General features: G+C 68.8%; 21 protein-coding genes. 11 read left to right on the top strand and 10 right to left on the bottom strand.

The window, feature by feature from the left end; translation table 11 throughout:
- The first annotated feature begins 113 nt into the window (after positions 1-113).
- Together AB0L60_RS23935 and AB0L60_RS23930 are read left to right on the top strand one after the other, a co-directional pair.
- The gene (locus AB0L60_RS23935) at positions 114-698 is read left to right on the top strand and encodes a lipoprotein LpqH (RefSeq protein ID WP_364617606.1); all 585 of its coding nucleotides are present in this window, start codon (positions 114-116) and stop codon (positions 696-698) included.
- A gap of 105 nt (positions 699-803) precedes the next feature.
- Positions 804-1592 carry a hypothetical protein gene (locus AB0L60_RS23930; RefSeq protein ID WP_364617604.1) on the top strand — a complete coding sequence of 263 codons (789 nt, stop codon included), beginning with the start codon at positions 804-806 and terminating at the stop codon, positions 1590-1592.
- Between the two features lie 82 nt (positions 1593-1674).
- Here the strand turns inward: AB0L60_RS23930 and AB0L60_RS23925 are convergent, their stop codons facing one another.
- Both AB0L60_RS23925 and AB0L60_RS23920 read right to left on the bottom strand, forming a co-directional pair.
- Positions 1675-2241, bottom strand: coding sequence for a YbhB/YbcL family Raf kinase inhibitor-like protein (locus AB0L60_RS23925; protein ID WP_364617602.1), 567 nt, complete (start codon positions 2239-2241; stop codon positions 1675-1677).
- 29 nt (positions 2242-2270) lie between these two features.
- Positions 2271-2633, bottom strand: coding sequence for a hypothetical protein (locus AB0L60_RS23920; RefSeq protein WP_364617600.1), 363 nt, complete (start codon positions 2631-2633; stop codon positions 2271-2273).
- A gap of 128 nt (positions 2634-2761) precedes the next feature.
- Here AB0L60_RS23920 and AB0L60_RS23915 point away from each other — a divergent pair, with 128 nt between their 5' ends.
- Positions 2762-3556, top strand: coding sequence for an SAM-dependent methyltransferase (locus AB0L60_RS23915; RefSeq protein ID WP_364617598.1), 795 nt, complete (start codon positions 2762-2764; stop codon positions 3554-3556).
- Positions 3557-3785: 229 nt separating this feature from the next.
- Here the strand turns inward: AB0L60_RS23915 and AB0L60_RS23910 are convergent, their stop codons facing one another.
- Positions 3786-4613: a helix-turn-helix domain-containing protein gene (locus AB0L60_RS23910; RefSeq protein ID WP_364617596.1), complete on the bottom strand. Its 828-nt coding sequence runs from the start codon at positions 4611-4613 to the stop codon at positions 3786-3788.
- Between the two features lie 170 nt (positions 4614-4783).
- Positions 4784-5767, bottom strand: coding sequence for a cyclase family protein (locus tag AB0L60_RS23905; protein WP_364617594.1), 984 nt, complete (start codon positions 5765-5767; stop codon positions 4784-4786).
- Positions 5768-5863: 96 nt separating this feature from the next.
- On the opposite strand from AB0L60_RS23905, the gene AB0L60_RS23900 reads away from it, so the two are divergent.
- From AB0L60_RS23900 to AB0L60_RS23885, 4 genes are all read left to right on the top strand, one after another.
- Positions 5864-6298, top strand: coding sequence for a T6SS immunity protein Tdi1 domain-containing protein (locus AB0L60_RS23900; RefSeq protein ID WP_364617592.1), 435 nt, complete (start codon positions 5864-5866; stop codon positions 6296-6298).
- 45 nt (positions 6299-6343) lie between these two features.
- Complete coding sequence (locus AB0L60_RS23895) at positions 6344-7513, top strand: lipase family protein (protein WP_364617590.1); 1170 nt, start codon at positions 6344-6346, stop codon at positions 7511-7513.
- Between the two features lie 75 nt (positions 7514-7588).
- Entirely contained in the window at positions 7589-7936 is a 348-nt protein-coding gene (locus AB0L60_RS23890) for a DoxX family protein (RefSeq protein WP_364617588.1), read from the top strand.
- A 26-nt stretch (positions 7937-7962) separates the two neighbouring features.
- Positions 7963-8355: a nitroreductase/quinone reductase family protein gene (locus tag AB0L60_RS23885; RefSeq protein ID WP_364617586.1), complete on the top strand. Its 393-nt coding sequence runs from the start codon at positions 7963-7965 to the stop codon at positions 8353-8355.
- Positions 8356-8364: 9 nt separating this feature from the next.
- On the opposite strand, the gene hutU is transcribed toward AB0L60_RS23885, so the two are convergent.
- Positions 8365-10014: a urocanate hydratase gene (gene hutU, locus AB0L60_RS23880; protein ID WP_364617584.1), complete on the bottom strand. Its 1650-nt coding sequence runs from the start codon at positions 10012-10014 to the stop codon at positions 8365-8367.
- Positions 10011-11555 (bottom strand): histidine ammonia-lyase, encoded by a 1545-nt coding sequence (hutH, locus tag AB0L60_RS23875; protein WP_364617582.1) that lies wholly within the window; start codon positions 11553-11555, stop codon positions 10011-10013. The genes hutU and hutH overlap by 4 nt, the downstream gene beginning before the upstream one ends.
- 158 nt (positions 11556-11713) lie before the next feature.
- On the opposite strand from hutH, the gene AB0L60_RS23870 reads away from it, so the two are divergent.
- Positions 11714-12505, top strand: coding sequence for an SAM-dependent methyltransferase (locus AB0L60_RS23870; RefSeq protein WP_364617580.1), 792 nt, complete (start codon positions 11714-11716; stop codon positions 12503-12505).
- Positions 12506-12555: 50 nt separating this feature from the next.
- Here the strand turns inward: AB0L60_RS23870 and AB0L60_RS23865 are convergent, their stop codons facing one another.
- Positions 12556-13596, bottom strand: a complete 1041-nt coding sequence (locus tag AB0L60_RS23865) for a hypothetical protein (RefSeq protein ID WP_364617578.1) — start codon at positions 13594-13596, stop codon at positions 12556-12558.
- 122 nt (positions 13597-13718) lie between these two features.
- On the opposite strand from AB0L60_RS23865, the gene AB0L60_RS23860 reads away from it, so the two are divergent.
- Both AB0L60_RS23860 and AB0L60_RS23855 read left to right on the top strand, forming a co-directional pair.
- Positions 13719-14072: a hypothetical protein gene (locus AB0L60_RS23860; RefSeq protein ID WP_364617576.1), complete on the top strand. Its 354-nt coding sequence runs from the start codon at positions 13719-13721 to the stop codon at positions 14070-14072.
- 1 nt (position 14073) lies between these two features.
- On the top strand, positions 14074-15090 hold the full coding sequence (locus AB0L60_RS23855; RefSeq protein WP_364617574.1) for an alpha/beta hydrolase: 1017 nt from the start codon (positions 14074-14076) through the stop codon (positions 15088-15090).
- Positions 15091-15113: 23 nt separating this feature from the next.
- Here the strand turns inward: AB0L60_RS23855 and AB0L60_RS23850 are convergent, their stop codons facing one another.
- Positions 15114-16619 carry an MFS transporter gene (locus AB0L60_RS23850; protein WP_364617572.1) on the bottom strand — a complete coding sequence of 502 codons (1506 nt, stop codon included), beginning with the start codon at positions 16617-16619 and terminating at the stop codon, positions 15114-15116.
- Positions 16620-16803: 184 nt separating this feature from the next.
- On the opposite strand from AB0L60_RS23850, the gene AB0L60_RS23845 reads away from it, so the two are divergent.
- Positions 16804-20661 (top strand): arabinosyltransferase domain-containing protein, encoded by a 3858-nt coding sequence (locus AB0L60_RS23845; protein WP_364617570.1) that lies wholly within the window; start codon positions 16804-16806, stop codon positions 20659-20661.
- A 43-nt stretch (positions 20662-20704) separates the two neighbouring features.
- Here AB0L60_RS23845 and AB0L60_RS23840 read toward each other — a convergent pair whose 3' ends face one another.
- On the bottom strand, positions 20705-21046 hold the full coding sequence (locus tag AB0L60_RS23840) for an ADP-ribosylation/crystallin J1 (RefSeq protein ID WP_364617568.1): 342 nt from the start codon (positions 21044-21046) through the stop codon (positions 20705-20707).
- Positions 21047-21078: 32 nt separating this feature from the next.
- On the bottom strand, positions 21079-22209 hold the full coding sequence (locus AB0L60_RS23835; RefSeq protein WP_364617566.1) for an alpha/beta hydrolase family protein: 1131 nt from the start codon (positions 22207-22209) through the stop codon (positions 21079-21081).
- Positions 22210-22425 lie beyond the last annotated feature (216 nt).

Genomic DNA, 22425 nt, shown 5'->3' with positions numbered 1-22425 from the left:
GTTCCACCACCTTTCGCGTGCCGGAAGTTGGGATCGGTAGGCCGGGTGCCGATTTCTACGGTTCTGGCATCGGTTCCACCACGGAGCCACCATTACGAGAACGAGGAATGACCATGAACTCCAAGCCCGTCCGCCTGACCACCGCCGTCCTCGCCGCCACCGCCGCGGCGGCCCTGCTGGTCACCGGTTGCTCCAGCAACTCGAGCAGCTCCAAGTCCAGCCCGACCACCACCGCCCCCGCGGCCACCTCCGCCGCGGCCACCTCCGCCGCGGCCACCTCGGCCTCGGGCTCCGCGGCCCCCGCAGGCGGTGCGTCCTCGGCCTCGGTCGGCGGCAAGGCGATCAGCGCCAAGTTCGAGACCACCTGCGCCAAGCAGGGCGGCAATCTGGCGCTGGCACTGACCGATAGCGGCAACTCCACGTACGGCACGCTCGGCGCGAGCGCCACCATCACCGGCGACACCACCGTGCAGGCGGTCGGCATCACCGGCACCAAGGGCGGCGACAACGGCCAGCCGTACGCCCTCGGCTTCGGCAACGGCATGCCGGGCGGCAACGCCAAGGTGACCAAGAGCGGCAACACCTACACCGTCACCGGCGAGGGCGTCGGCACCCCCGATCTGTCCAACCCGATGGCCGGCCCGAAGACCGAGAAGTTCGAGATCGTCTTCGCCTGCAGCACCATCATCGGCGGCTGAGCCGGTCCGCCCACCGGCCCCCGACGCGGGGGCCCTGTTCTCCCCGCTCGTGCCACCGGGCATGAGCGGGCTCTTCCTCCCCCACGTCTCCGATCCGGAAAGCTCATGAAGAACCAAATCCGCTACGCAGCACTCGCTCTCGGCGTCCTGGCCATCGGCTACTACCTGTGGCACGGCCTCACCTCCGACAGCGTCTTCGGCTGGGTCGGCCCGCAGATGGCCCTGCCGATCATCGCCCTGACCATCGTCCCCATCGCCTTCGCCTTCACCGGCGACGGCATCATGTCGGCATTCACCGGCAACAACAGCTCCCAGTTCCGCAATGGCGTGGTGGGTCTGGGCACGGTCGAGGGTGTCCGCCAGACCGGCGTCTACCTCAACGAGCAGCCGCAGGTGCGCATCGACTTCCGGGTCGAGGGCGCCGACGGCAAGGTCTTCGCCTCGCACGCCAAGATGATCGTGCCGCTGACCCAGCTGGCGCTGTTGCGGCCCGGCGTGGTGCTGCCGGTCCGCTACCTGCCCGACCGGCTCGAGAAGGTCGAGGTGGACATGTCCGGAGATACCTCCGCGGCACAGGAGGCCATGAACGCGGCCAACATCCGCAAGGGCTTCACCACCCCCGCCAAGCTCGATATCGCCCGGCGTGGCATCGCGGCCCAGGCCGTGGTGCGGTCGCTGTCGGTGCCCGGGGAGATCCGCGACGGCCACTCGCGGCTGGATCTGGTGCTGGTGGTCACCCGCCCGGACGGCAGCACCTTCGAGACGCGCACCGAGAAGTTCCTGCCCCCCGCGGCGGTCTCGATGGTCCAGGTCGGCCGAGTGGTGAACGTCCACTATCTGCCCGAGAACGAACAGGAGGTGGTGCTGTCGCTACCGGTCAACACCGCCAACTGACAGTGGTATCCGAAAAGAACAGAGCCGCAGGCCTATCGGGCCGCGGCTCTTCGTCATTCCCAGGGGTCTCTGCCGTATCCGGTCAGGGACGTTCGTAGAAACCGTCGATCCGGCCCCGGGCGTGCGCCCTGGCAGCGGCGAGCACCGCCTGCGGCTTGGCCGATTCGGGAGCGCCGCCGCCGGGGATGGTGACCGCTTCTGTCAGCGCGAAGACCTGAAAGACATACCGGTGCGGCCCGTGCCCCGGGACCGGACCCGGACCCAGGTATCCGCGACCCCAGCTCGAGCGCAGCACCTCGACACCGTTGACGGTGGAGCCGGAAGCCAGTGCGCCACTGGGCAGTTCGCCGATCTTCGGATCGAGCAGCGCGAGCGCGTGCACGAACGGACCGCCGAACGGCGCGTCCTGATCCTCCACCACCAGTAGCAGCTGCGCGGTGTCCGCGGGGACTCCCGACCAGGCCAGTGCGGGCGACAGGTCCTGTCCCCCGACCCGTTTCATGGCGTGCCGGACATCGAGCGCCGCCTCGTGCTCGAAATCGTTGCTGGTCACCTCGAAGACGTCACCCGCTGCCAGATTCGGCCGGCACCAGGCCAGGTCCTCGGGCGCGGCGCGCCGGTTCCGCAGGAGTCTGCCGATGATCGCCATTCCGTTCTCCTTTTGCCCGATAGATCTTTTCAGAGCTTGCGGGCGTCCGCTGACAACAGCAGCGGCTCGGCGAAGCGCCAGATCTGCTCGGCGGCATCGAATTCCAGCGATACCGCCGAGCCCGGGCTGCCGGCCCAGGGTTCCGGCACCGGTGCGCCGGGCCAGGTGTGGCCACCGCCGAAGACCGTCCACTCCGATACCACGGTGCCGCCCACGCCCTGGCTCACCGTGGTGCGGGTGGACCGGTCGATGGTGACGGTCTCGCCGGGCCCAGTGCAGCCGTCGAGCTCGGGACGAACTCGACTCGGGAGGAGATGCTGGCCGACGGGCTGCGCGCGGTGGGACCGGACATGCAGGTTCTGTCGATCATGGAAGTTGCGTTGGGCCAACATGTTCGGACTACTATATGGGCTGATTTGCGCTTTGCAGCGTCGAGGACGCCGGAGGTGCACGACCGGGTCGGGGGCGCGCAGCACGGCTGGTGTGGGGCGCGTGCATCGACGAAGGAATGGAATTCGACGTGAACGAGACCGGACCGGTGATCCGTACCGATATCCCGCATTCGGCGCGGATCTGGAATTTCTGGATGGGCGGCAAGGACAACTACGAGATCGACCGGGAGGTCGGTGAGCAGAGCCTGAAGATCGATCCCGACATCGCGACCATGGCGGTGCAATCGCGCGAGTTCCTCATCCGCGCGGTCCGCCACCTGGCCCGCGAAGCCGGGATTCGTCAGTTCCTCGATATCGGCACCGGCCTGCCCACGATGCAGAACACCCATGAGGTCGCCCAATCTGTGGCGCCGGACGCCAAGATCGTCTACGTCGACAACGACCCCCTGGTACTCGCCCACGCACGCGCGTTGCTGACCGACACCACCGCTGAGGGTGTCACCACCTATATCGAGCGCGACTTCCACGATCCCGAGCAGATCATCGCCGAGGCCCGCTCCGTGCTGAACTTCGAGCAGCCCATCGCGGTGATGTTCATGGGGGTGCTCGGGCACGCCCGCACCTACGACGACATGCTGCGGATCGTGCGCACGGTTATGCAGGCAGTACCGTCGGGCAGCTATCTCGTGCTGTGGGACGGCACCACCGACAGTCGGCCGTACGTGGAGTTGTGCGAGGAATACGCCAAATCCGGTGGCGTCCCGTACTACCCACGTACCCAGGAGCAGATCCGGGCAGCGTTCGACGGCCTGTCCTTCGACGAGCCGGGGTTCGTGCGCATCACCGAATGGCGCATCAACCCCGCCCGAATCGGCGAACCCGCCCCGATCGCCGCCTACGGCGGCCTCGCGCACAAGGCGTGACTCGGAGCACGACGCTCACTCGAAGGCGTAGTGCACCTCGTCCATGACCGCCTCGAATCCGATGGCGCGGTAGATCTTGTTCGAGGTCGGATTGTCGATGTCGGCGTACAGGCAGACCTCGGCCCCGGTCTCGGCGCAGCCGCCGGAAAACCTCCGCGACCAGTGCCGAGGCGTAGCCGTGGCCGCGGTCGGCCCGTGGCGTGAAGACCGGCCCGATCCGGGCCTGGATCTATTGCCCGGTGAGATCCAGGCGGAACCGGGTGGGGGTGGTGGCGGTGTTCGCGCGGAAGAACTTGGTGAAGTTCGCGGGGTCGTCGAAGCCGAGGCGGCGGGCGCATTCGGCGGTGGTGACCGGCTCGTGGGCGAGCAGGCGTTTGGCTTCGAGGGTGACGCGGGCGTTCAGGTACTGCTTGGCGGTGGCGCCGACGGCCGATTGCACGGCGCGCGAGACGGTGCGGGGCGAGTAGCCGAGTTGGGCCGCGTACCAGGCGACTTCGCGGGTTTCGGAGTGGTACCGCTCGGCCAGGCGGGCGAAACGATCGAACAGGTCGGTGGGGTCGGGCAGGGCGGGCAGACCCGCGGCCAGCCGGAGCGTCACCGCGCTGAGCAGGTGGTGCAGGATGGCCGTGTTCGGCGGATCGACGGCGTATTCGCTGGTCAGATGTTCGAAGGCGGAGTCGGTCAGGGGATTCGCGGTCACCACCGGGGGTGTGGCCGGGGACGGCAGGTGTCCGAGGGCCGCGGCGGGCACCAGTTCCGAGCGGCACAGGACGAGATCGCCCTTCAGCTCGGCGATATCGTCCCAGCGGTGGGTCCAGCCGGGGCGGATCCAGGCGACCGTGTCCGCGGCCAGGTCGTGCGCGACGAAGTCGATGGTCACGCGTCCGCTTCCGGCGGTGCAGCGGGCCAGGACGTGGAAGTCGCCGCGGATCACCTCGTGGCCGGCGGCCACCGGCATCCGGCGCAGCTGGTCGAAGGTCAGCAGTTCGAGACCGGTGGGGGAACCGGCCGTCGGCGCGTACTGCAGTGTCCGGATGGGCTGTCCAATTTTGACCATGAGCGGTGCCGAATCTACCGGGCCGGCCCGGGTTTCGGGCCCATACCGCCGAGCCTCGTCCCGACGTCCGGGGTGGTCTGCCATCGTGGAAATCCGGAATAGACGGTCGCCGGGTGGTCTTCATCGGCGCCCTGGTGCCGGCGGCGTTCTGAAAGGTGTTCTCGGCCGGTCTATTTGATGGCGATGGGGCTGATCGGGCTCCCTACCGCACCCGGGATCCGCAGGGCGGGCGCGCACAGCAGGAAGTCGTGGACGCCGTCCTCGGCGCAGTCGCGGGCCAGGGCTTCGAGGTCCCAGATCTCGCCGAGCGGCAGCCCCATGTCGCGCAGCGCGAGCATGTGCAGCGGCATCATGACGTCGTCCTCGGGGCGCATGACCTCGACGGCCGGATTGTCCACCGCGACCGCGGCGATATCGTGCTCGTGCAGCCATTCCGCGCAGCGCCAGCTCAGGCCGGGGCTGCCGCCGAACCATTCTGCGGCCCTGCGGGTTTCGAGGAATCGGGTCCACCAGCCGGTGCGCACCAGCAGGATGTCGCCGGGGCGCAGCTCGACGTCCTGCGCGTCCGCCGTCGCCTGCAGGTCCTGCGGCGTGACGACGGTCCCGGCCTCGAGCCGATCCAGGTTGCGGTGCCGGGCCACGTCCAGCAGCACGCCGCGGCCCACCACGCCGCCGCGCTCGGCGACGTGTTCGATGCCGAGTTTGGCGGCGCCGAAGCTGGTCACGGCCGCGGCCGGATAGCCGTTGTAGAGCAGGCCGTCGTAGTACACGTGGGAGAGCGCATCCCACTGCGTAGCCGTCTGCAGCGGCATCATGATGTAGTCGTCGTTGTAGCGCATCGGGCCGGCGGCGTACATGCCCGCCACCTGTGCCTCGTTCCGGCCACCCCAGCCGTCCAGGGCGGTCGCGAGGCCGGCGTCGCCGCCGTCCACGGCCATGAGGTGGATGGGGTTGCGCCGGAAGCCGCTCGAGCCCTGCGGGCCGTACGCGTCGAACGGGATGCCCAGCTGGATGGTGCGGCCCGCGCGTGCCCGGGTGGCGGCAAAGGCGATGCGGTCCGGGGTCAGCAGGTTCAGGGTGCCGAGCTGGTCGTCCTCGCCCCAGCGGCCCCAGTTGCGGACGCGCTCAGCGACTTTGCGCCATTCTTCGGTCACGAGCACCTCCACTACGACGGGTGATTCGATCTTCGCGCGGTGCGGCCGGACCTGTCGAGGATCGGTCCCGGTCGCCGGTCTGGTTGGATGGACACAGTGACCAGCGTTCCCTTCCGTCTGATCGGCGACCAGCGCATGGACCGGGTGATGCCGGCCTGGGCCGAACACTATCCGCAGTTCGACATCGTGGTCGGCTACTCGGATCTGGGGTGCGCGTTCCTGATGAGCAGCCGGACCGGCGAGTACGGAATTCTCGATCCCTACAGCCCCGGCGTGAAGCCGTACGGCGTCTTCACCGAGATCACCGAGTTCGTCAGCCGGGTCCTGTTCGACCCGAACGTCATCACCTATGTCCTCCAGCCGGGGCACGTCGCCGAGATCCGCCGGCGCCTGGGCCCGCTCGCCGACGACGAGGTGTACATCGCCACTCCGTACCCGTTCCTGGGCGGATCGGAGACACCGGACGCGTATCAGAAGGGCGGCGTCTGGGTGTTCTTCGATCTGGTGGCGCAGGCCCACGGGATGGAATGACGGCGGTATGGTCGGAGGGTTGCCCACCGAAAGGGAGTGATGGCCATGCCGATTCGTCGCAGGTTCGCAGCCGCGGTCCGGCAGGCCGTACTGGCCGCGGGCACGATGAGCGCCTGCGCCGCGCTGACCGCCACCCTGACCGTGACGGCGGCGCCGGCCACGGCCGACAGCAATGATCTCGGGCGGCTGAGCGGGATCGAATTGCTCAATGGCGCATGGTCTTTCGACAGGGCCGCGGAGTCGCTCGGCTTCACCTACACCACCGTCGATCAGCGGGAGAATCCGGCCCGGGCAGGCGCGGCGCTGTATCTGCCGTCCGGGCTGCCGCCGCAGGGTGGCTGGCCGCTGGTGGTGTGGGCGCACGGCACGACCGGGATCGGCAATGACTGCGCGCCCTCGCATCGGCCGCAGTCGGATCGAAATCGCAGCTATTTCAACCAGATTCTGGACCGGGGCTACGCCGTGCTGGCGCCCGACTATCAGGGTCTGGGCACCGGCGGCAATTTCAGCTACTACAACACCGCGGTCGAGGGCCGCTCGATTCTCGACTCGATCACGGCCGTTCGCGGTCTGCCCGTCCCGCTGTCGGCGCGCTGGGTGCTCATCGGCCAGTCCGAGGGCGCGCACGCCGTCATGAGCGCGGCTGCCCTGTACGCCCGGAACCCGGCCGCCGTCAGGGGACTCACCGGCGTGATCGCCACCGGCCTGCGCACCAATCCGGCCAAGAGCCTGCGGGAGATGTTCCGCCTCGGCTCGACCGGCTCCGAGAACCAGGTCGGCTACGCGGGCTACTATCTCGCCACGCTGGAGGAGCTCGCGCCCGGCACCGTAACCCCGTACCTGTCCGACTTCGGCAGGCAGTACGTGGAAAAGGCTGCCACCGCATGCCTTTCGGATCTGGTGGCCGCCGCCGGGGGCCGCCGCCCCGAGGCGCTCGTCGCCGATCCGGACAACCCCACCCCGACCTTCGAGGCCGACATCAGATCGCTGGTCTCCTATCAGGAGGACCTGGTCCCCGCCGACCTCATGATCGGCTACGGCACCGCCGATATCGACGTTCCCCCGGCCGACACCCCCGCCTACGGTGCCGCCCTCCAGGACCACAACCCCTGGGTGCACGTCACCGTCACCGCCTACCCCGGCAAGGACCACAGCGGCGCGTTCCTCGCCTCCCTGCCCGACGCGCTCACCTTCCTGCAATCCCACCTCCCCTGACCCCGATGTCACTCCTCGGGCTCCCGCTTCGTCATTCAGGTAAGAGCACAGCAAACCTGAAAGGACGTGGCTCCCATGAACCTCGCCTACCACATCGTCGGTGTCGTCTCGGCCCTCTGGATCGGCTTCTCCGGGTACTCCCTGTTCACCGAGCAGCAGTTCGTCGTGGACCCGCTGATCGACTACGGCGTCCCGCGTACCTGGTGGAACTGGCTGGCCCTGGCCAAATCGGCCGGTGCGCTGGGCCTGGTGGCCGGTTTCTTCCTGCCGCCCCTCGGCGTCGCGGCCGCCATCGGCCTGATCCTCTACTTCACCGGGGCGGCGGCCACCACCATCCGCGCCCATTCCTACAAGACCACCCCCTTCCCCCTGCTATACCTGGCCCCCGCCGCCGCCACGCTGGCCCTGCAACTGGCCCGATGAGCCGCGGCCGGTGCTAGCGTCGGCCCATGCCGAGCCGACGCGATCTGCAACACGCCATGGTCACAACATTTCAGCGGAGGGTGGGCAACCCGATCCTGGGCCGCCTACCCATCCAAACCCTGCTGGAGACCACCGGCCGGGTCAGCGGCCGCCCCCGCCTCACCCCGATCGGCGGCCGCCGCTCCGGCGCGTCCTTCTGGCTGGTCTCCGAATTCGGTACCCGCTCCCAGTACATCCGCAATATCGAAGCCGACCCCCGCGTCCGCCTCCGCCTCCACGGCCGCTGGTACACCGGCACCGCCCACCTTCTGCCCGACGACGACCCCATCGCCCGTCTGCGCACCCTCCCGAAGGCCAACAGCGCAGCCGTCCGAGTGATGGGCACCGACCTCCTGAGCGTCCGCATCGACCTGGATTGAGGCGCCGGATCAGTCCTCCCACAATGGAATTCGAATGTTCGTCGCGCGGGCGACCGATTCCGCCTCCGGGTATCCGGCGTCCACGTGGCGCAACACGCCCGTGGCCGGGTCGTTGGTGAGGACCCGGTCGATCTTCTGGGCGGCCAGCGGGGTGCCGTCGGCGACCGTGACCTGACCGGCGTGGATGGAGCGGCCGATGCCCACGCCGCCGCCGTGGTGGATGGAGACCCAGCTCGCACCGGACGCGGTATTGACGAGGGCATTCAGCAGCGGCCAGTCCGCGATGGCGTCGGAGCCGTCGGCCATGGCTTCGGTTTCGCGGTAGGGCGAGGCGACCGAGCCGCAGTCGAGGTGATCGCGGCCGATCACGATGGGGGCCGCGATCCGACCGCCGGCGACGAGTTCATTGAATCGGAGTCCGGCGGACCGGCGTTCGCCGTAGCCGAGCCAGCAGATACGGGCGGGCAGGCCCTGGAACGCGACCCGGTCGCGCGCCAGGCGGATCCAGCGGGCGAGGGACTCGTTCTCGGGGAACAGGTCGAGGATGGCGCGGTCGGTGGTGGCGATATCGGCCGGGTCTCCGGACAGGGCGACCCAGCGGAACGGTCCCTTGCCCGCGCAGAAGAGGGGCCGGATGTAGGCGGGCACGAAGCCTGGGAAGTCGAAGGCGCGGTCGTATCCGGCCAGCTTCGCCTCGCCGCGAATGGAATTGCCGTAGTCGAAGACCTCCGCGCCGCGGTCCAGGAAGCCGACCATGGCGCCGACGTGGATGGCCATGGAATCCCGTGCGCGCCGGGTGAATTCGTCGGGCTTGCGGCCCGCGTAGTCGTCCCAGTCCTCCAGCGCGACACCGATCGGCAGGTAGGTCAGCGGGTCGTGGGCCGAGGTCTGATCGGTCACGATGTCCACCTCGACGTCGCGGCGCAGCAGTTCCGGCAGGACCTCGGCGGCATTGCCGATGAGCCCCACCGACAGTGGCCGCCGTTCGGCCTTGGCGGCGAGCACCCGTGCCAGGGCGTTGTCGATGTCGTCCGCGATCTCGTCCAGGTACCGGGTCTCGACCCGGCGGCGGGCATGCCGGGGATTGCATTCGACGCAGAGCGCCACGCCGCCGTTCATGGTGACGGCCAGCGGTTGCGCCCCGCCCATACCGCCCAGACCCGCCGTGAGCGTGAGGGTTCCGGCCAGGGTGTCGCCGAATCGCTTGGCGGCCACGGCCGCGAAGGTCTCATAGGTGCCCTGCAGGATCCCCTGGGTGCCGATATAGATCCAGGACCCGGCGGTCATCTGCCCGTACATGGTCAGCCCGGCCGCCTCCAGGCGGCGGAACTCCGGCCAGTTCGCCCAGTCCGGAACAAGATTCGAGTTGGCGATGAGTACGCGTGGCGCCCACTCGTGGGTGCGCAGCACGCCGACCGGCCGGCCGGACTGGACCAGCAGGGTCTCGTCCTCGCGCAGGTCGAGCAGGGTGCGCGCGATGGCGTCGAAGCTGGGCCAGTCCCGGGCCGCTCGCCCGGTCCCGCCGTAGACGACGAGATCCTGTGGCCGCTCGGCCACCTCAGGATCCAGATTGTTGTGCAGCATGCGCCAGGCCGCTTCGGTCTGCCAGGTGCGGGCGGTGAGCGTGGCGCCGCGGGCGGCCCGGACGATTCGGGTCATGACGAAACCCCCTGGTCGAGAAGGTGATCCGCCCCGCCCGACCGCACCAGTGCAGACACGGTGGCGATATCCGGTGCGAGGTGGCGGTCGGGCCCGGGTCCCGGCACCCGAGCCCGCACCAGATCCCGCAGTGCCCCGGTCACCGGAGCGGGCCGCAGAGGTGCGCGGAGGTCCAATGCGCGTGCGGCGGTGAGTAATTCGATGGTGAGCACCGTGGTCAGCCCGTCCACCGCGCGCCGCAGCTTGCGGGCCGCGGTCCAGCCCATGGACGCATGGTCCTCCTGCATGGCGCTGGAGGGGATGGAATCCACCGACGCCGGTACCGCGAACCGCTTCAGCTCGGTCACCACCCCGGCCTGGGTGTACTGGGCGATCATGTAGCCGGAGTCCACGCCCGGATCGGCGGCCAGGAATGCGGGCAGCCCGTGGGATCGGTGCACGTCCAGCATGCGGTCGGTGCGGCGTTCGGCCATGCCGGCCACGTCGGCGACCGCGATGGCCAGGAAATCCAGCACGTAGCCGACGGGAGCACCGTGGAAGTTCCCGTTGGACTCCACCCGGCCGTCGGCGAGCACCACGGGATTGTCGATGGCGGACCGCAATTCGCGGGCGGCGACGGTCTCGGCGTGGTCCAGGGTGTCCCGCGCCGCGCCGTGCACCTGTGGCGCGCACCGCAGCGAATACGCGTCCTGTACCCGCGGGCAGTCCTCACCCCGGTGACTGGCCACGATCTCGGACCCGGCCAGCGCCGCCAGCATGCGCGCCGCCGACACCGCCTGTCCGGGATGCGGGCGCAGCTCCTGCAGATCCGCCGCGAACACCCGATCGGTGCCCAGCTGCGCCTCCACGCTCATGGCCGCGGTCAGATCGGCCAGGTCGAACAGCCGCCGCAGGTCCTCGATGGCCAGCACCAGCATGCCCAGCATGCCTTCGGTGCCATTGGTGAGTGCCAGGCCCTCCTTCTCCGCCAAGGTGATCGGCGTCAGCCCGTGCTCGGCCAGCGCGGGCCCGATCGGGCGCGGACCGCCGGGCCCGAGCACCGACCCCTCCCCCATGAGTGCCAGCGCCACCGCCGCCAGCGGCGCCAGGTCACCCGAGCAGCCCAGCGAACCGTATTCCGGCACAACCGGAATCAGCCCGCTGTCCAGCAGTCCGGCCAGCGCCCGCGCGGTCCCGGGCCGCACCCCGGTGTGCCCGGACAGCAGGGTGCGCAAGCGCAGCAGCATCATGGCCCGCACCACCTCCGCCTCCACCGGTGCACCGGCCCCGGCGGCGTGCGAGCGAATCAGCGAGCGCTGCAGGTCGGTTCGCCGGGCCGGCGGTATGTGCCGCAGCGCCAGCGCCCCGAACCCGGTGGACACCCCGTAGACCGGCCGGTCGCTGTGTGCCAGCGCGTCGATGTGCTGCCGCACCCGCGCCAGTTCCGCCAGCGCGTCCGCGTCCAATTCCACTCCTGCGCCGCGCCGGGCCACCGCCACCACGGCCGCCCGCGTCAGGGGTCCCGCTCCCACCGGCACCCGTTCGGCTCCGATTCGAGTCATGGGCACCATTCCAGCGCTTCCGGCCGCGCAGATCGAGCACCCTCGGCCCGGTTTCGCGAGCTTTTTCCGACGCCCGGCAGGTTGCCGATAAGCTCCGCGTTTCCCTCTGGCGTGCGCCGCAAATTGTTACGATCGGCGGGGATGTCGAGGGAGGTGCGGTGTCTGAGCTCAATCGAGCGCCGGTGGGCGTGGATCCGTTCCGGCCCAATGCTGCTCGCGTGTACAACTACATGCTCGGTGGCAAGGACAATTACGACGCCGACCGCGCACTCGGCGACAAGATGCTGCAGGTCGCCCCGGACACCCGGGAGACCGCCTGGCACAGCAGGCAATTCCTGCTGCGGGCGGTGAGACGCGCGGCAGAGGCCGGCATCCGTCAGTTCGTGGACATCGGCGCGGGCATTCCGATCAGCCCGAACGTGCACGAGGTGGCACAGCAGGTCGACCCGTCCGCCATCGTCACCTCCATCGATTACGACCCCGTGGTGTACGCCCACAGCAATGCGCTGCTCACCGGCGCACCGGGCGTCACGCCGATCCTCGCGGACATTCGCGAACCGGACAAAATTCTCGAATTAGCGCGCACCGAGGGCGGAATCGACTTCTCCCTGCCCGTTGCCGTCGTGATCGTCGGCGTCCTGCACTTCGTCATGGACGACGAGAAGCCCTACGAGGCCGTGGCGCGCCTGCGTGACGCCATGGCGCCGGGCAGCCTGCTGGTCATCCAGCACGCCTCCACCAATACCCACCCGTTCTTCCAGAACGCCTCCACCAGCGACACCGTCGGCAGCCCCTCCCAGGTCGACTTCCGGCCGCCGGAGCAGGTCGAGCGATTCTTCGAGGGCTTGGAGATGCTGCCGCCGGGCCTCGCGCCCGCCAATGAATGGCTCGCAGGCGACCTCCAGCCCACCCGCCTGGTGGTCCTCTGCGGCATCGGCCGCAAGAACTGAGCGCTGGAGCGAAAACTGCTGCGGCGCAGGACAACCCGTGGCAGCGCCGCTCAATCCACCGCGGCCAGCGTGTCCGCCCGTGCAACCAGCGCATCGGCGATCGGGCGGGGACGCCGGCCCAGGCCGCAGGCGCTGGCGACGCCGTCGAGCGGGCGGCCCAGCACCGATTCGATGGTGCGCAGCGTCTGGATCTGCTGAGCCTCGGTCGGGGTCTCGTGCACGAAACCCGCGTAGAAGCGGGTTGTCGGCGGTAGGTCCAGGCCCGCGAGCGGGGCATAGAACTCCGGGCGGGTGGAGGGTGGAATCTCACCGGCCGCGAGCGGGCCGTGGACGAACTCCAGGGTCCGGCCCGAGGGCCATTGCCGGGCAATGGAATTGGCAAGTTCGACCAGTGGGCGGGTATCGCGCAGTGTGGTCCGCGCCTTGTTGCGCATGCTCCCGAGGCACAGGTGCACGCCGATGCGGGTGTCCTCCGGGGTGGCCGCCGCGAGCTCGGCGATACCGCGGCCCAGGCCCAGCGCCGCATCGATACGCCGGTGCAGCGGCTGAGTTCTGGCCATCAGCACCATTTCGGCGGTGGCCTCGAACTGCAGCACCACTTGGTCGCCGGCCCGCGCGCGAATGGCCTCGATATCGCGAATCATGGCATCGCGGAAGGCTTTCCGATACCGTCGCATCCCGCCCGCCCCCATCGCGATGAAGGCCATCGTGAAATCGGTCGGCATGCCGATCTGGAGTGACAGCTCGGGTAGCTCCCGTTCCGCGCGTAGGCTTTCGAAGGTCGGCAGCGCTTCTTCGGCCTCGCCGCGGTAGCCCAGCTCCATCATGTCTCCGGTCAGCCCGGCGTCCCGGGCGGCGCGGTGGATGGTCCGCTCCCGGCTCGACGTCCATGAACCGCTGCGCTTCACCTCCAGCGCACCCTGAGTAACCAGATCGTCGATGATCGGCTGGATGTACCACTCGTAGCGTCTGGTCTCCCCGGTCGGCAGCGTCCGCAACCGGGTGCCCGCACCGTCGAGCATCGCCCGCATCGCATCGCCGGTGCTCTCGGCCGGAAAGCTCCCGACGAAGTGCACATTTCGCGCGCCCATACCGTGCATAGTAGATCTTCGACCACGTTCCCGAATGCACCGTTCACGGATCATGGTGTGGAGTATCGTCATTCGCCAGAGAATGGCCGGACTCGGAACCGCTCCTGGGAAGAATTTCGGTGATGAAGAAGCTCTATGCCCGTTTGATGAAGGCCTCATGCCCCGTCGATCCGGAGTCGATGGCGGTCAATCTCCCCATCATCCAGGGTGAGGTCGTCCCGTACGCCATGTCGGATCCGGGTGCACGCCAGATCTTCTTCTTCCTGGACGAGCAGGACGGGACCATGTTCTCGATCACGCTGTACGACACCGAAAAAGACCTCGACCACGCCATGCGGGACGCCGACAGCGAGCACCGCCACACGACGCTGACGCGGCTGGGCTGCACGCCGATCGACGCGCGCACGCTCGAGGTGGTGGCGGGCGCGATCGCCGACGACGCCGCGAAAGTCGACTTCAGCCAAGGGATTTCCTGACGTGCGCACCTCGTTGCGGGCGCTGGCCGTCTGCGCGGCCACGACCCTGCTCTCCCTCACTCCGGTACTGGCGCAGGCCGATCCCGCTGCCTCTGCCGATCACTGCCAGGACGTGACGTTCCCGGTTCCACAGGGCATCATCGCGGGCACCCTGTGCCTGCCGGACAGGCCCACCGACACGGTGATGATCCTGATGTCGGGATCCAACTACAACCATCTGTACTGGGATTTCCCGTACCAGCCCGACACCTACAACTTCCGGCGCGCCATGAACACGGCCGGCTACGCGACGCTGGTGGCGGACCGGCTCGGCAATGGCGCGAGCAGCCGGCCGCCGAGTCTCAGCCTGACGGCCTCCGAGACCGCGGAGGCCCTGCACACCATGGTGCAGGCGCTGCGCGGCGGCTTCGCGGGCAATGCCCCCTTCACCAAGGTGGTCACCGCCGGTCACTCGCTGACCTCCGGCACCTCGGTCATGGAGGCCACCAGTTACCACGATGTCGACGGCGTCCTGCTGACCGGCTACTCGCACACGCTCAGCGTGCCGGACGTGCTCGGCGTGATCAGCACCTACTATCAGGCGGTCAACGATCCCGAATTCGCCGGGCGCGGTTACGATCCCGGCTATCTGGTCACCCGCCCGGGCACCCGCGCCGCCGATTTCTATGGCATGAACCCGGACCCCCGGGTCGTCGCGCTCGACGAGGCCAACAAAGAGACCTTCTCCCTTTCCGAATACCCTGACGGCCTGCTCTCCACCCTGCCCGGCATGTCCAGCTTCATCACGGCGCCGGTGCTCATCGTGAACGGGAGCCGGGATCGAATGACCTGCGGCCCGGGTTTCGGCACCTGCACCGACACGGCCACCCTGGATGCGGCCGAGCGCCCGTACTTCTCCCCCGCGGCGAAGCTGCGCACCTTCGTGCTCCCCGACAGTGGCCATGCCATCAATCTCGCGCCGAATACGGGTGACTATCGTGCGGTGGTCCTCGACTGGATGAAGTCGCTCGCCAACTGAGATGCAGTGCGGGCCTGCCGAACTCAGTTCGAGGAGGGTGAGCCCGCACCCTCGGCCCGGGCCGTGCCCTCGCGCCGGGTGGCCGCCAGTGGCAGGGCGATGTCCTCGAGCGACCGACCCTCGGCATCCACCGCGAGGAGCTGGGCGACCACACCGCCCGTGATCATGACCGCCGCGCCCAGCAGATAGCCGAGGAACAGGCGGACCGGATGTGAGCCGTCGCCGATCAGCGCACCGTAGATGACAGGTCCGAGCGCGCCGAAACACTGTGCGATGGCGAAGAATACGGCGATCGCCTTGGCCCGGACCTCGAGCGGGAAGATCTCGCTCACGGTGAGATAGGCCGAACTCGCGCCCGCCGAGGCGAAGTAGAAGATGACGCACCAGCACGCCGTCTGGGTTATCGCATTCAGGACCCCGGCGTAGAACAGCACCGCCGAGATCGCCAGCAGCACACCGGAGAGAATGTAGGTGCCCGCGATCATGCGACGGCGGCCGATGGTATCGAAGAAATGCCCGATGGTGAGCGGCCCGGAAAGGTTTCCGACCGCGAAGGCGATCAGATAGATGGGCGTGGAACCGGAGGGCACCCCGTAGAACTTGCCGAGCACCAGCGTGTAGGTGAAGAAGATCGCGTTGTACAGAAACGATTGGCTGATCATGAGACTCGCGCCCAGGATCGCGCGCTGCGGATACTCGCGGAACAGCACCCTGGTCAGTGCCAGATAGCCGATGCGATCGGCGGGTTTCAACGCCATGGCCCGGGATTCGTCGACCGGCGGCAGCGACACCCCGGTCGCCTCCACCTCGCGCTCGATCTCCGCGATCGACTCCTCCGCGTCGCGGGCGCGGCCGTGCATGATCTGCCAGCGCGGGCTCTCCGGCAGATGGCGGCGCACGAACAGGATCACCAGGCCCAGCACCGGACCGATGAGGAAGCCCAGCCGCCAGCCCAGCGACAGGCTCAGGCGATTGAGCAGAACGTAGGTGCCGAGGGTGCCGATAATCGCTCCGGCCCAATAGGTTCCGTTCACAGCGATGTCGACGCGGCCGCGATAGCGGGCCGGAATCAGCTCGTCGATGGCGGAATTGATGGCCGCGTACTCGCCGCCGATGCCGGTGCCCGCGATGAAACGGGTGACGTACAGGAAGGCCACCCAGCCCGCGCCATTGCCGAGAGTCGCTGCGGTGAGCCCGCTTCCGAGCAGATAGATCCCCAGGGTGATCAGGAACAGCTTGCGACGGCCCAGGCGATCGGAGAGGTTGCCGAACACCAGCGCGCCGGCCACCTCACCCGCCAGGTACACCGTCGCGATCAGGCCGACCGCGGTCGAGGACAGGTGCAGGGTCTCGGGCTTGGTGAGGGTGTCGGCGACCGCGCTGGCCACCGTGATCTCGAGGCCGTCGAGAATCCATGCCACTCCCAGCGCGACGACCAGCCGGGTGTGGAATCTCGACCACGGCAATCGATCGATCCGGGCGGGCACCAGGGTCCGCACCACGCCGCCGCTGCCGAGCGCCTCCGCCATCACGACTCCTGAGTCCGGTTACCGCGTCCTCTGTCCACCATCGAATGCCCCGACAAACGATAGGCCAATCCTCGAAGATCACCCCCTCGAACTGCGAAGATGCGGGTCGATCGGGGTCGGAAAACGTGCCGGTCCGAATATTCCGCGATGAGTTTCGCGGAGGCAATGGCTAGCATCGGCGTTCGTGCGTTCAGTTTCCGGGGGAGTTTTTCCAATTCGACTGATCGCCCTCGTGGCGGGGGTGCTCGGTGTTCTGCTGGCGGTGCTCACACCGCTGCTGCCGGTCCGGCAGGATCGGGCCGGCCTCGATTGGCCACAGGCACAGGCGGTTCAGATGACCGCGCCGCTGGTGGATTACCTGCCGCTGTCGATGGATATGAGCGTGCCGTGCGCGGTGCTGCGCGACATGCCCAGCGGGACAGTGCTGTCCACGGTGCCCGCACAGGTCCCCGGCGCCGCCGCCAAAGGTCTGATCGCCCGGGTCGAGGACCGGCCGGGCACCGGCCGCACCCTGTCGGTGACGCTACGCAACCTCCCGCTGCTCACCGCCACGATTTTCGAAATGACCGGCGTCGGAACAGCTTCCGACCCGGCCATCACCTCCCCCTCCAGCGTCTCCCCGCAATCCGGCACCACACCGACGCCGACACCCGGAGCCACGCCGCCCGCCAATGCGAACCCCACGCCCGGCGCCACACCGCCGCCGGGCGCGAATCCCGCACCCGGAGCGGCACAACCGTCCGGCGCAAACCCTGCACCCGGCGCTGCCCAGCCCTCGGGCGCGAACCCTGTACCCGGCGCTGCACAACTCTCGGGCGCGAATCCAGCCCCGGGAGCGACACCGCCCGCAGGCGCGAATCCGCCTGCCGGAGCGACACTGCCGCCAGGGGCCATGGCGCCGGCGGGAGCCGCGCCGGTAGCGGGTTCGAATCCGGCGCGAGGAGCAACCCCGCCGCCCGGCGCCACACCGCCGCCGGGAGCGAATCCTCCTGCCGGAGCGACTCCGCCGCCGGGTTCGACTCCGCCGCCGGGTTCGACACCGCCGCCGGGAGCCACCCTGCCGGCGGATGCGCCGCTGCCGCCCGCCGGTAGCACCGATCCCGGTACGGCTGCCGGGCCCGGGGCCGGGAGCGGGTCGAATCCGAATCTCGTGCCGCACGCCGGTTGCGGTGCGCTGGTTGTGCATTCGAGTGCGGAGGTCACCACCGCCGAGTTGACCGGGTTGACCAAGTCGGACGGTTCGCCGTTCCGGACCACGGTCACGCGGGATGTGCGGCCCCAGATCGTCGGGGTGTACACCGATCTGGATCGGACACGGCTGAGTGATGCCAAGTTGCACGCCGAGGTGGATTCGCGGTTCTCGTCGAGCCCGAGCGTGCTGAAGCTCGCGGCCATGGCGGGCGCGGTGCTGTGCACCCTCGTCGCGCTGATCTGCCTGTATTTCATGGATGCGGCGGACGGCAGGCGCAGGCGGAGGTTTCTGCCGGCGCGCTGGTGGCGGTTCACGCTCATCGATGCGGTCGTGCTTGCGACGCTGGGACTCTGGCATGTGATCGGGGCCAATACCTCCGACGACGGTTACATCCTCACCATGGCGCGGGTATCCAAGTACGCGGGATACACCGCCAACTACTACCGGTGGTACGGGGTGGCGGAAGCGCCCTTCGGGTGGCCGTACGAGCTGCTGGCGCAGATGACCCGGGTGACCGATGCCGGTGTCTGGATGCGGTTGCCGGCGCTGCTGGCCGCGGTGCTGTGCTGGTGGGTGATCAGCCGGGAGGTGCTGCCGCGCCTGGGTTCCCGGGTGCGCGCCGCATCGGGTCCGCGCTGGGCGGCCGCGCTGGTGTTCCTGGCGCTGTGGCTGCCGTTCAACAACGGTCTGCGGCCGGAGCCCCTGATCGCACTGGGCGCGTTGCTGACCTGGTGCTCCATCGAACGTGCGATCGCCACCAGGCGCTTGCTGCCCGCCGCGGTCGCGGTGCTGATCGCCGCGTTCTCGCTGGCGGCGGGTCCGTCCGGATTGATCTGCCTGGCAGCTCTTTTCGCCGGTTCACGACGCGTGCTGCGAATTCTCCTCACCCAGGTGCGCGTGGAAGCCGGCGGACTCCCGGGCCTGCTCGCGCGCATCGCTCCGGTGCTGACGGCGGGCACCCTGGTCCTGACGGTGGTCTTCGCGGATCAGACCCTGACGTCGGTCGCCGAGGCGACCCGGGTGCGAAAGCTGGTGGGCCCCAACCTGTCCTGGCCGGACGAACCCACCCGCTGGATCTCACTGCTCTCCCTGACCCCGGACGGCTCGCTGTCGCGGCGCTTCGGCGTGCTCGCCATGCTGCTGTGCCTGGCCGTCTGCGTCGCGGTGGCGCTGCGCAAGGGCGGCCGGATCCCGGAGACCGCCCGCGGGCCGGTGGCGCGGGTGCTCGGCATCGCCTTTATGTCACCGCTGCTCATGGCCTTCACGCCGACCAAGTGGACACATCACTTCGGTGTCTATGCCGGGCTGGCGGGTGCACTGGCCGCGGTGACGGCGGTCGCGGTGGGCGGCACGGGAATCCGGCTGCCCTACCTGCGCTCGCTGTTCGCGGCGGCGGTGCTGATCCTGGTGGCGTTCTGCTTCACCGGCTCCAACGGCTGGTGGTATGTGTCCGGCTACGGTGTGCGCTGGCCGGATCGTGCACCCGTGGTGGGCGGTACCAGCGTCGCCTCGCTGATCCTCGGGCTGGGTGCGCTGTGCCTGCTGGTGGCGGCCTGGCAGTACTTCCGCGCGCCCTATCGACCAGCAGGAAATGGCTCGACTACACGGGTTTTCGATCGGATCGCCATCCGGCCACTCACGGTCGCCGCCGCTCTGGTGGTGCTGTTCGAGGTGGCAACCATGGCCTCGGCGGCGTGGACGCAGTACCCCGCGTACTCGGTCGCGCTGTCGAATCTGCGAGCCCTGCAAGGAAAGCCGTGCTCAATGGCCGATGACGTGCTCGTGGAGACCAAGCCCGAGGAATCCCTGCTCACGCCCTACACCGGCACCGCAGCCGACGGACTCGCCGCGGACAACAGCGGATTCACCGCCAATGGCGTCGGAGACCTCGCGCCCGAGGGCGGTGGCCCCAGCGGTGGCAGCGGCGGCGGTCCGGGCGGCGGCCAGCAACAGGGCACTCCCCCGCCCGGCGGCGGGCCCGCGGACAAGCCCAAGGCCGACCCCGGCATCAACGGCAGTACCATCGCCCTGCCCTACGGCCTCGACCCGAAGCTCACACCCATCCTGGGCAGCTACACCACGGGCCAACCGCAGCCCGCGCATCTCACTACCCAGTGGTACCGCATGGATCTCGCTGCGGTACAGCGGGATTCCAGCTACCACATCCTGGTGCTGACCGTCGCCGGCCGCATCGCGGGTGAGGAGCAGGGCCACCGGATCGACGGCGCTCGACTGCACCTCGAGTTCGCCCACCGAGCCGACGACGGCACCATCGAACCCCTCGGCACCCTGACGCCCCCGATGGTCGGCGGCGCCCCCGGCTGGCGCAACCTGCCCATCCCCCTGGACCGAATCCCCGCCCGGACCACCGCGATTCGCCTGGTGGCCACCACCGACGACCCGACCGGCAAGCAATGGCTCGCCCTCACCCCACCCCGCCTGCCCCACCTGGCCACCCTCGACACCGTCGTCGGCCACGACACCCCGGTCCTGACCGATTTCCATGTCGGCCTGGCCTTCCCGTGCCAGCACCCCTTGGACCACCGTGACGGCGTCGCCCAGCTCCCGTCCTGGCGCATCCTCCCCGACAAGCTGAACGCCCAGGTCTCCGAAACCTGGCAGGGCGACACCGGCGGCGGCCCCCTCGGCTGGTCCAGCCTCCTACTCCGCTCCCAGCCCGTCCCCGCCTACCTCAACCACGATTGGACCCGAGACTGGGGCGAACTCCAGAAACTCACCCCCTACATCGACGCACCGCCTGCCACCGCCACCGTCCACGTCGAAACCCGCTGGGGCTGGACCGACGACACTCCTATCAAGGCCGCCCCCGACCCCACCCAAACCCACTAGAACTAGCCCGAGCCGGGCCTTCGGGCCCGGACTCGGTCGTGTATCAACGGAATTCGTGAACGACTTCGATCGCCCCTACCAGGTGCGCATTGAACTCTTCCAGTTCTTCGGCCGGCACCCACAGTTCGAGAATGGTCCGCCCACCGGCCTGCTGCACCGGGTAGCGCTCCAGAAAGGCCGTCTCTATCTGGAAGCGCGTCACATACCCGACGCCGTGGTGCGGAACGTTCCAGTCCCGGGCAATCGTGATCGCATACTCCTCAGTGAGCACCGGGTAGAAGATCGGCTGTTCGGGAAGCCGGGGAGGCCAAGCGCGCCAGCCGGATCGACGCACCAGCTCCAGCTCCTCCGGCCCGGTCGGACGCCACAGCACAGTCACCGGCACTTCGACACCCTGAACCACAACGTTGCGCCCGGTCAGTTTTGCGGGGCCGGGGCTCCGGCGGGCGGGACGCCGTTCGGGGGCTGGCCGCCGCCCGGGGCGTCGGCCGGGGGTTGGGCGGGCTGGGCGCCCGGGGGGAGGGGCTTGCCGATGTGCTGGGCGATGTCGGGGAGCATGCGGTTGGCGACCTGCTCCCAATTGCCCCAGTTGTGGACGCCGATGCTCGGGAAGTCGTAACTGACGTTGTCGTAGCCGAGGGACTGCAGCCGGGACTGGAAGGCCTTGGTGTTGGCCAGGGCGATGCCTTCCAGGGGCATGCCCTGGATGACCGCGTCCGCGGAGGACAGGTCCTGCTGGGCGGGGACGGCGCTGCCCGCGGCGATATAGAGGCGGGTGTTGTTGTCGATCAGCTGCTGGACGAAGCCGTACGGGTCCATCCGCTGCCACTTGGCGCTGCCCGCGGCGGCCATGGAATCGATGTTGTAGCCGCCGGCCGCGAGCAGGGCCAGGCGCAGGGCGTCACGCATGCCGGGCGCCGACATGTACAGGTAGCCCGACAGTGAACCGGCGTAGTTGAACTGGCCGGGGTGATAGGCGGCCATCAGCAGGGCCGCGCTGCCGCCACTGGACAGTCCGAAGATGCCGTTGCGAGAGTCGCTGAACCCCAGTCGATCTCGCAGCGCATTACGCAGGTTCTGGGAGAGGAAGGTCTCCCACTGGTAGGTGTAGGACTTGCCGGAGGTCTCGTCCCAGCCCGCGACCGCCGAACCGGAATCCCGGCTCGGGAACAGCGACGCATCGGGATTGGCGCCGCCGAAGCTGCTCGGGGCATCCCAGTCCTGATAGAAGCTGGATTCGCCGCCGACCGGCATCACCACGTTGATATTGAACTTGGCCAGCGCGGCCGGGATGCTGGTGTGAATCTCCCAGCCGTTGTAGTCGTTCTGCGCCCGCTCGCCATCGAGCAGGTACACCACCCGGTCGGTATTTCCGTCGGCCGCGCGCACGATCCGGGACTTGATCGAACCCATGCTGGAGTCGACATAGAAGTCGAACGCATCCGGATTCGTTTCTGCCGCAGCCGGTCCGGCCGTCAACGCCCCGAACGGCAGCAATACGGCCACCGCGGCTCCCGCCAGGCCCCGCTTGGCCCATCCACCCCGCATATCCTGTTGTGCCTTTCACTCCACGGCCGAACCCGGCCGCTCCCCTCGATCCTCCCCCGCTCCCCTGTTCCCGGCGCGGCGGTTCGCCGAGCAGCATAGCCGCTGCCGATGGATCGGGTCCCCCCGAATCAGATTGCGGCACTGGGCCGGATCGAAATGCGCGCTCGGCCAGTTCTACGCACACGAGTCACATTCAACAATATGTTGAATGGTTCT

The sequence above is a fragment of the Nocardia sp. NPDC051981 genome, assembly GCF_040680715.1.
Taxonomy (GTDB): domain Bacteria; phylum Actinomycetota; class Actinomycetes; order Mycobacteriales; family Mycobacteriaceae; genus Nocardia.
This window is presented reverse-complemented; position numbering and strand designations above follow the sequence as displayed.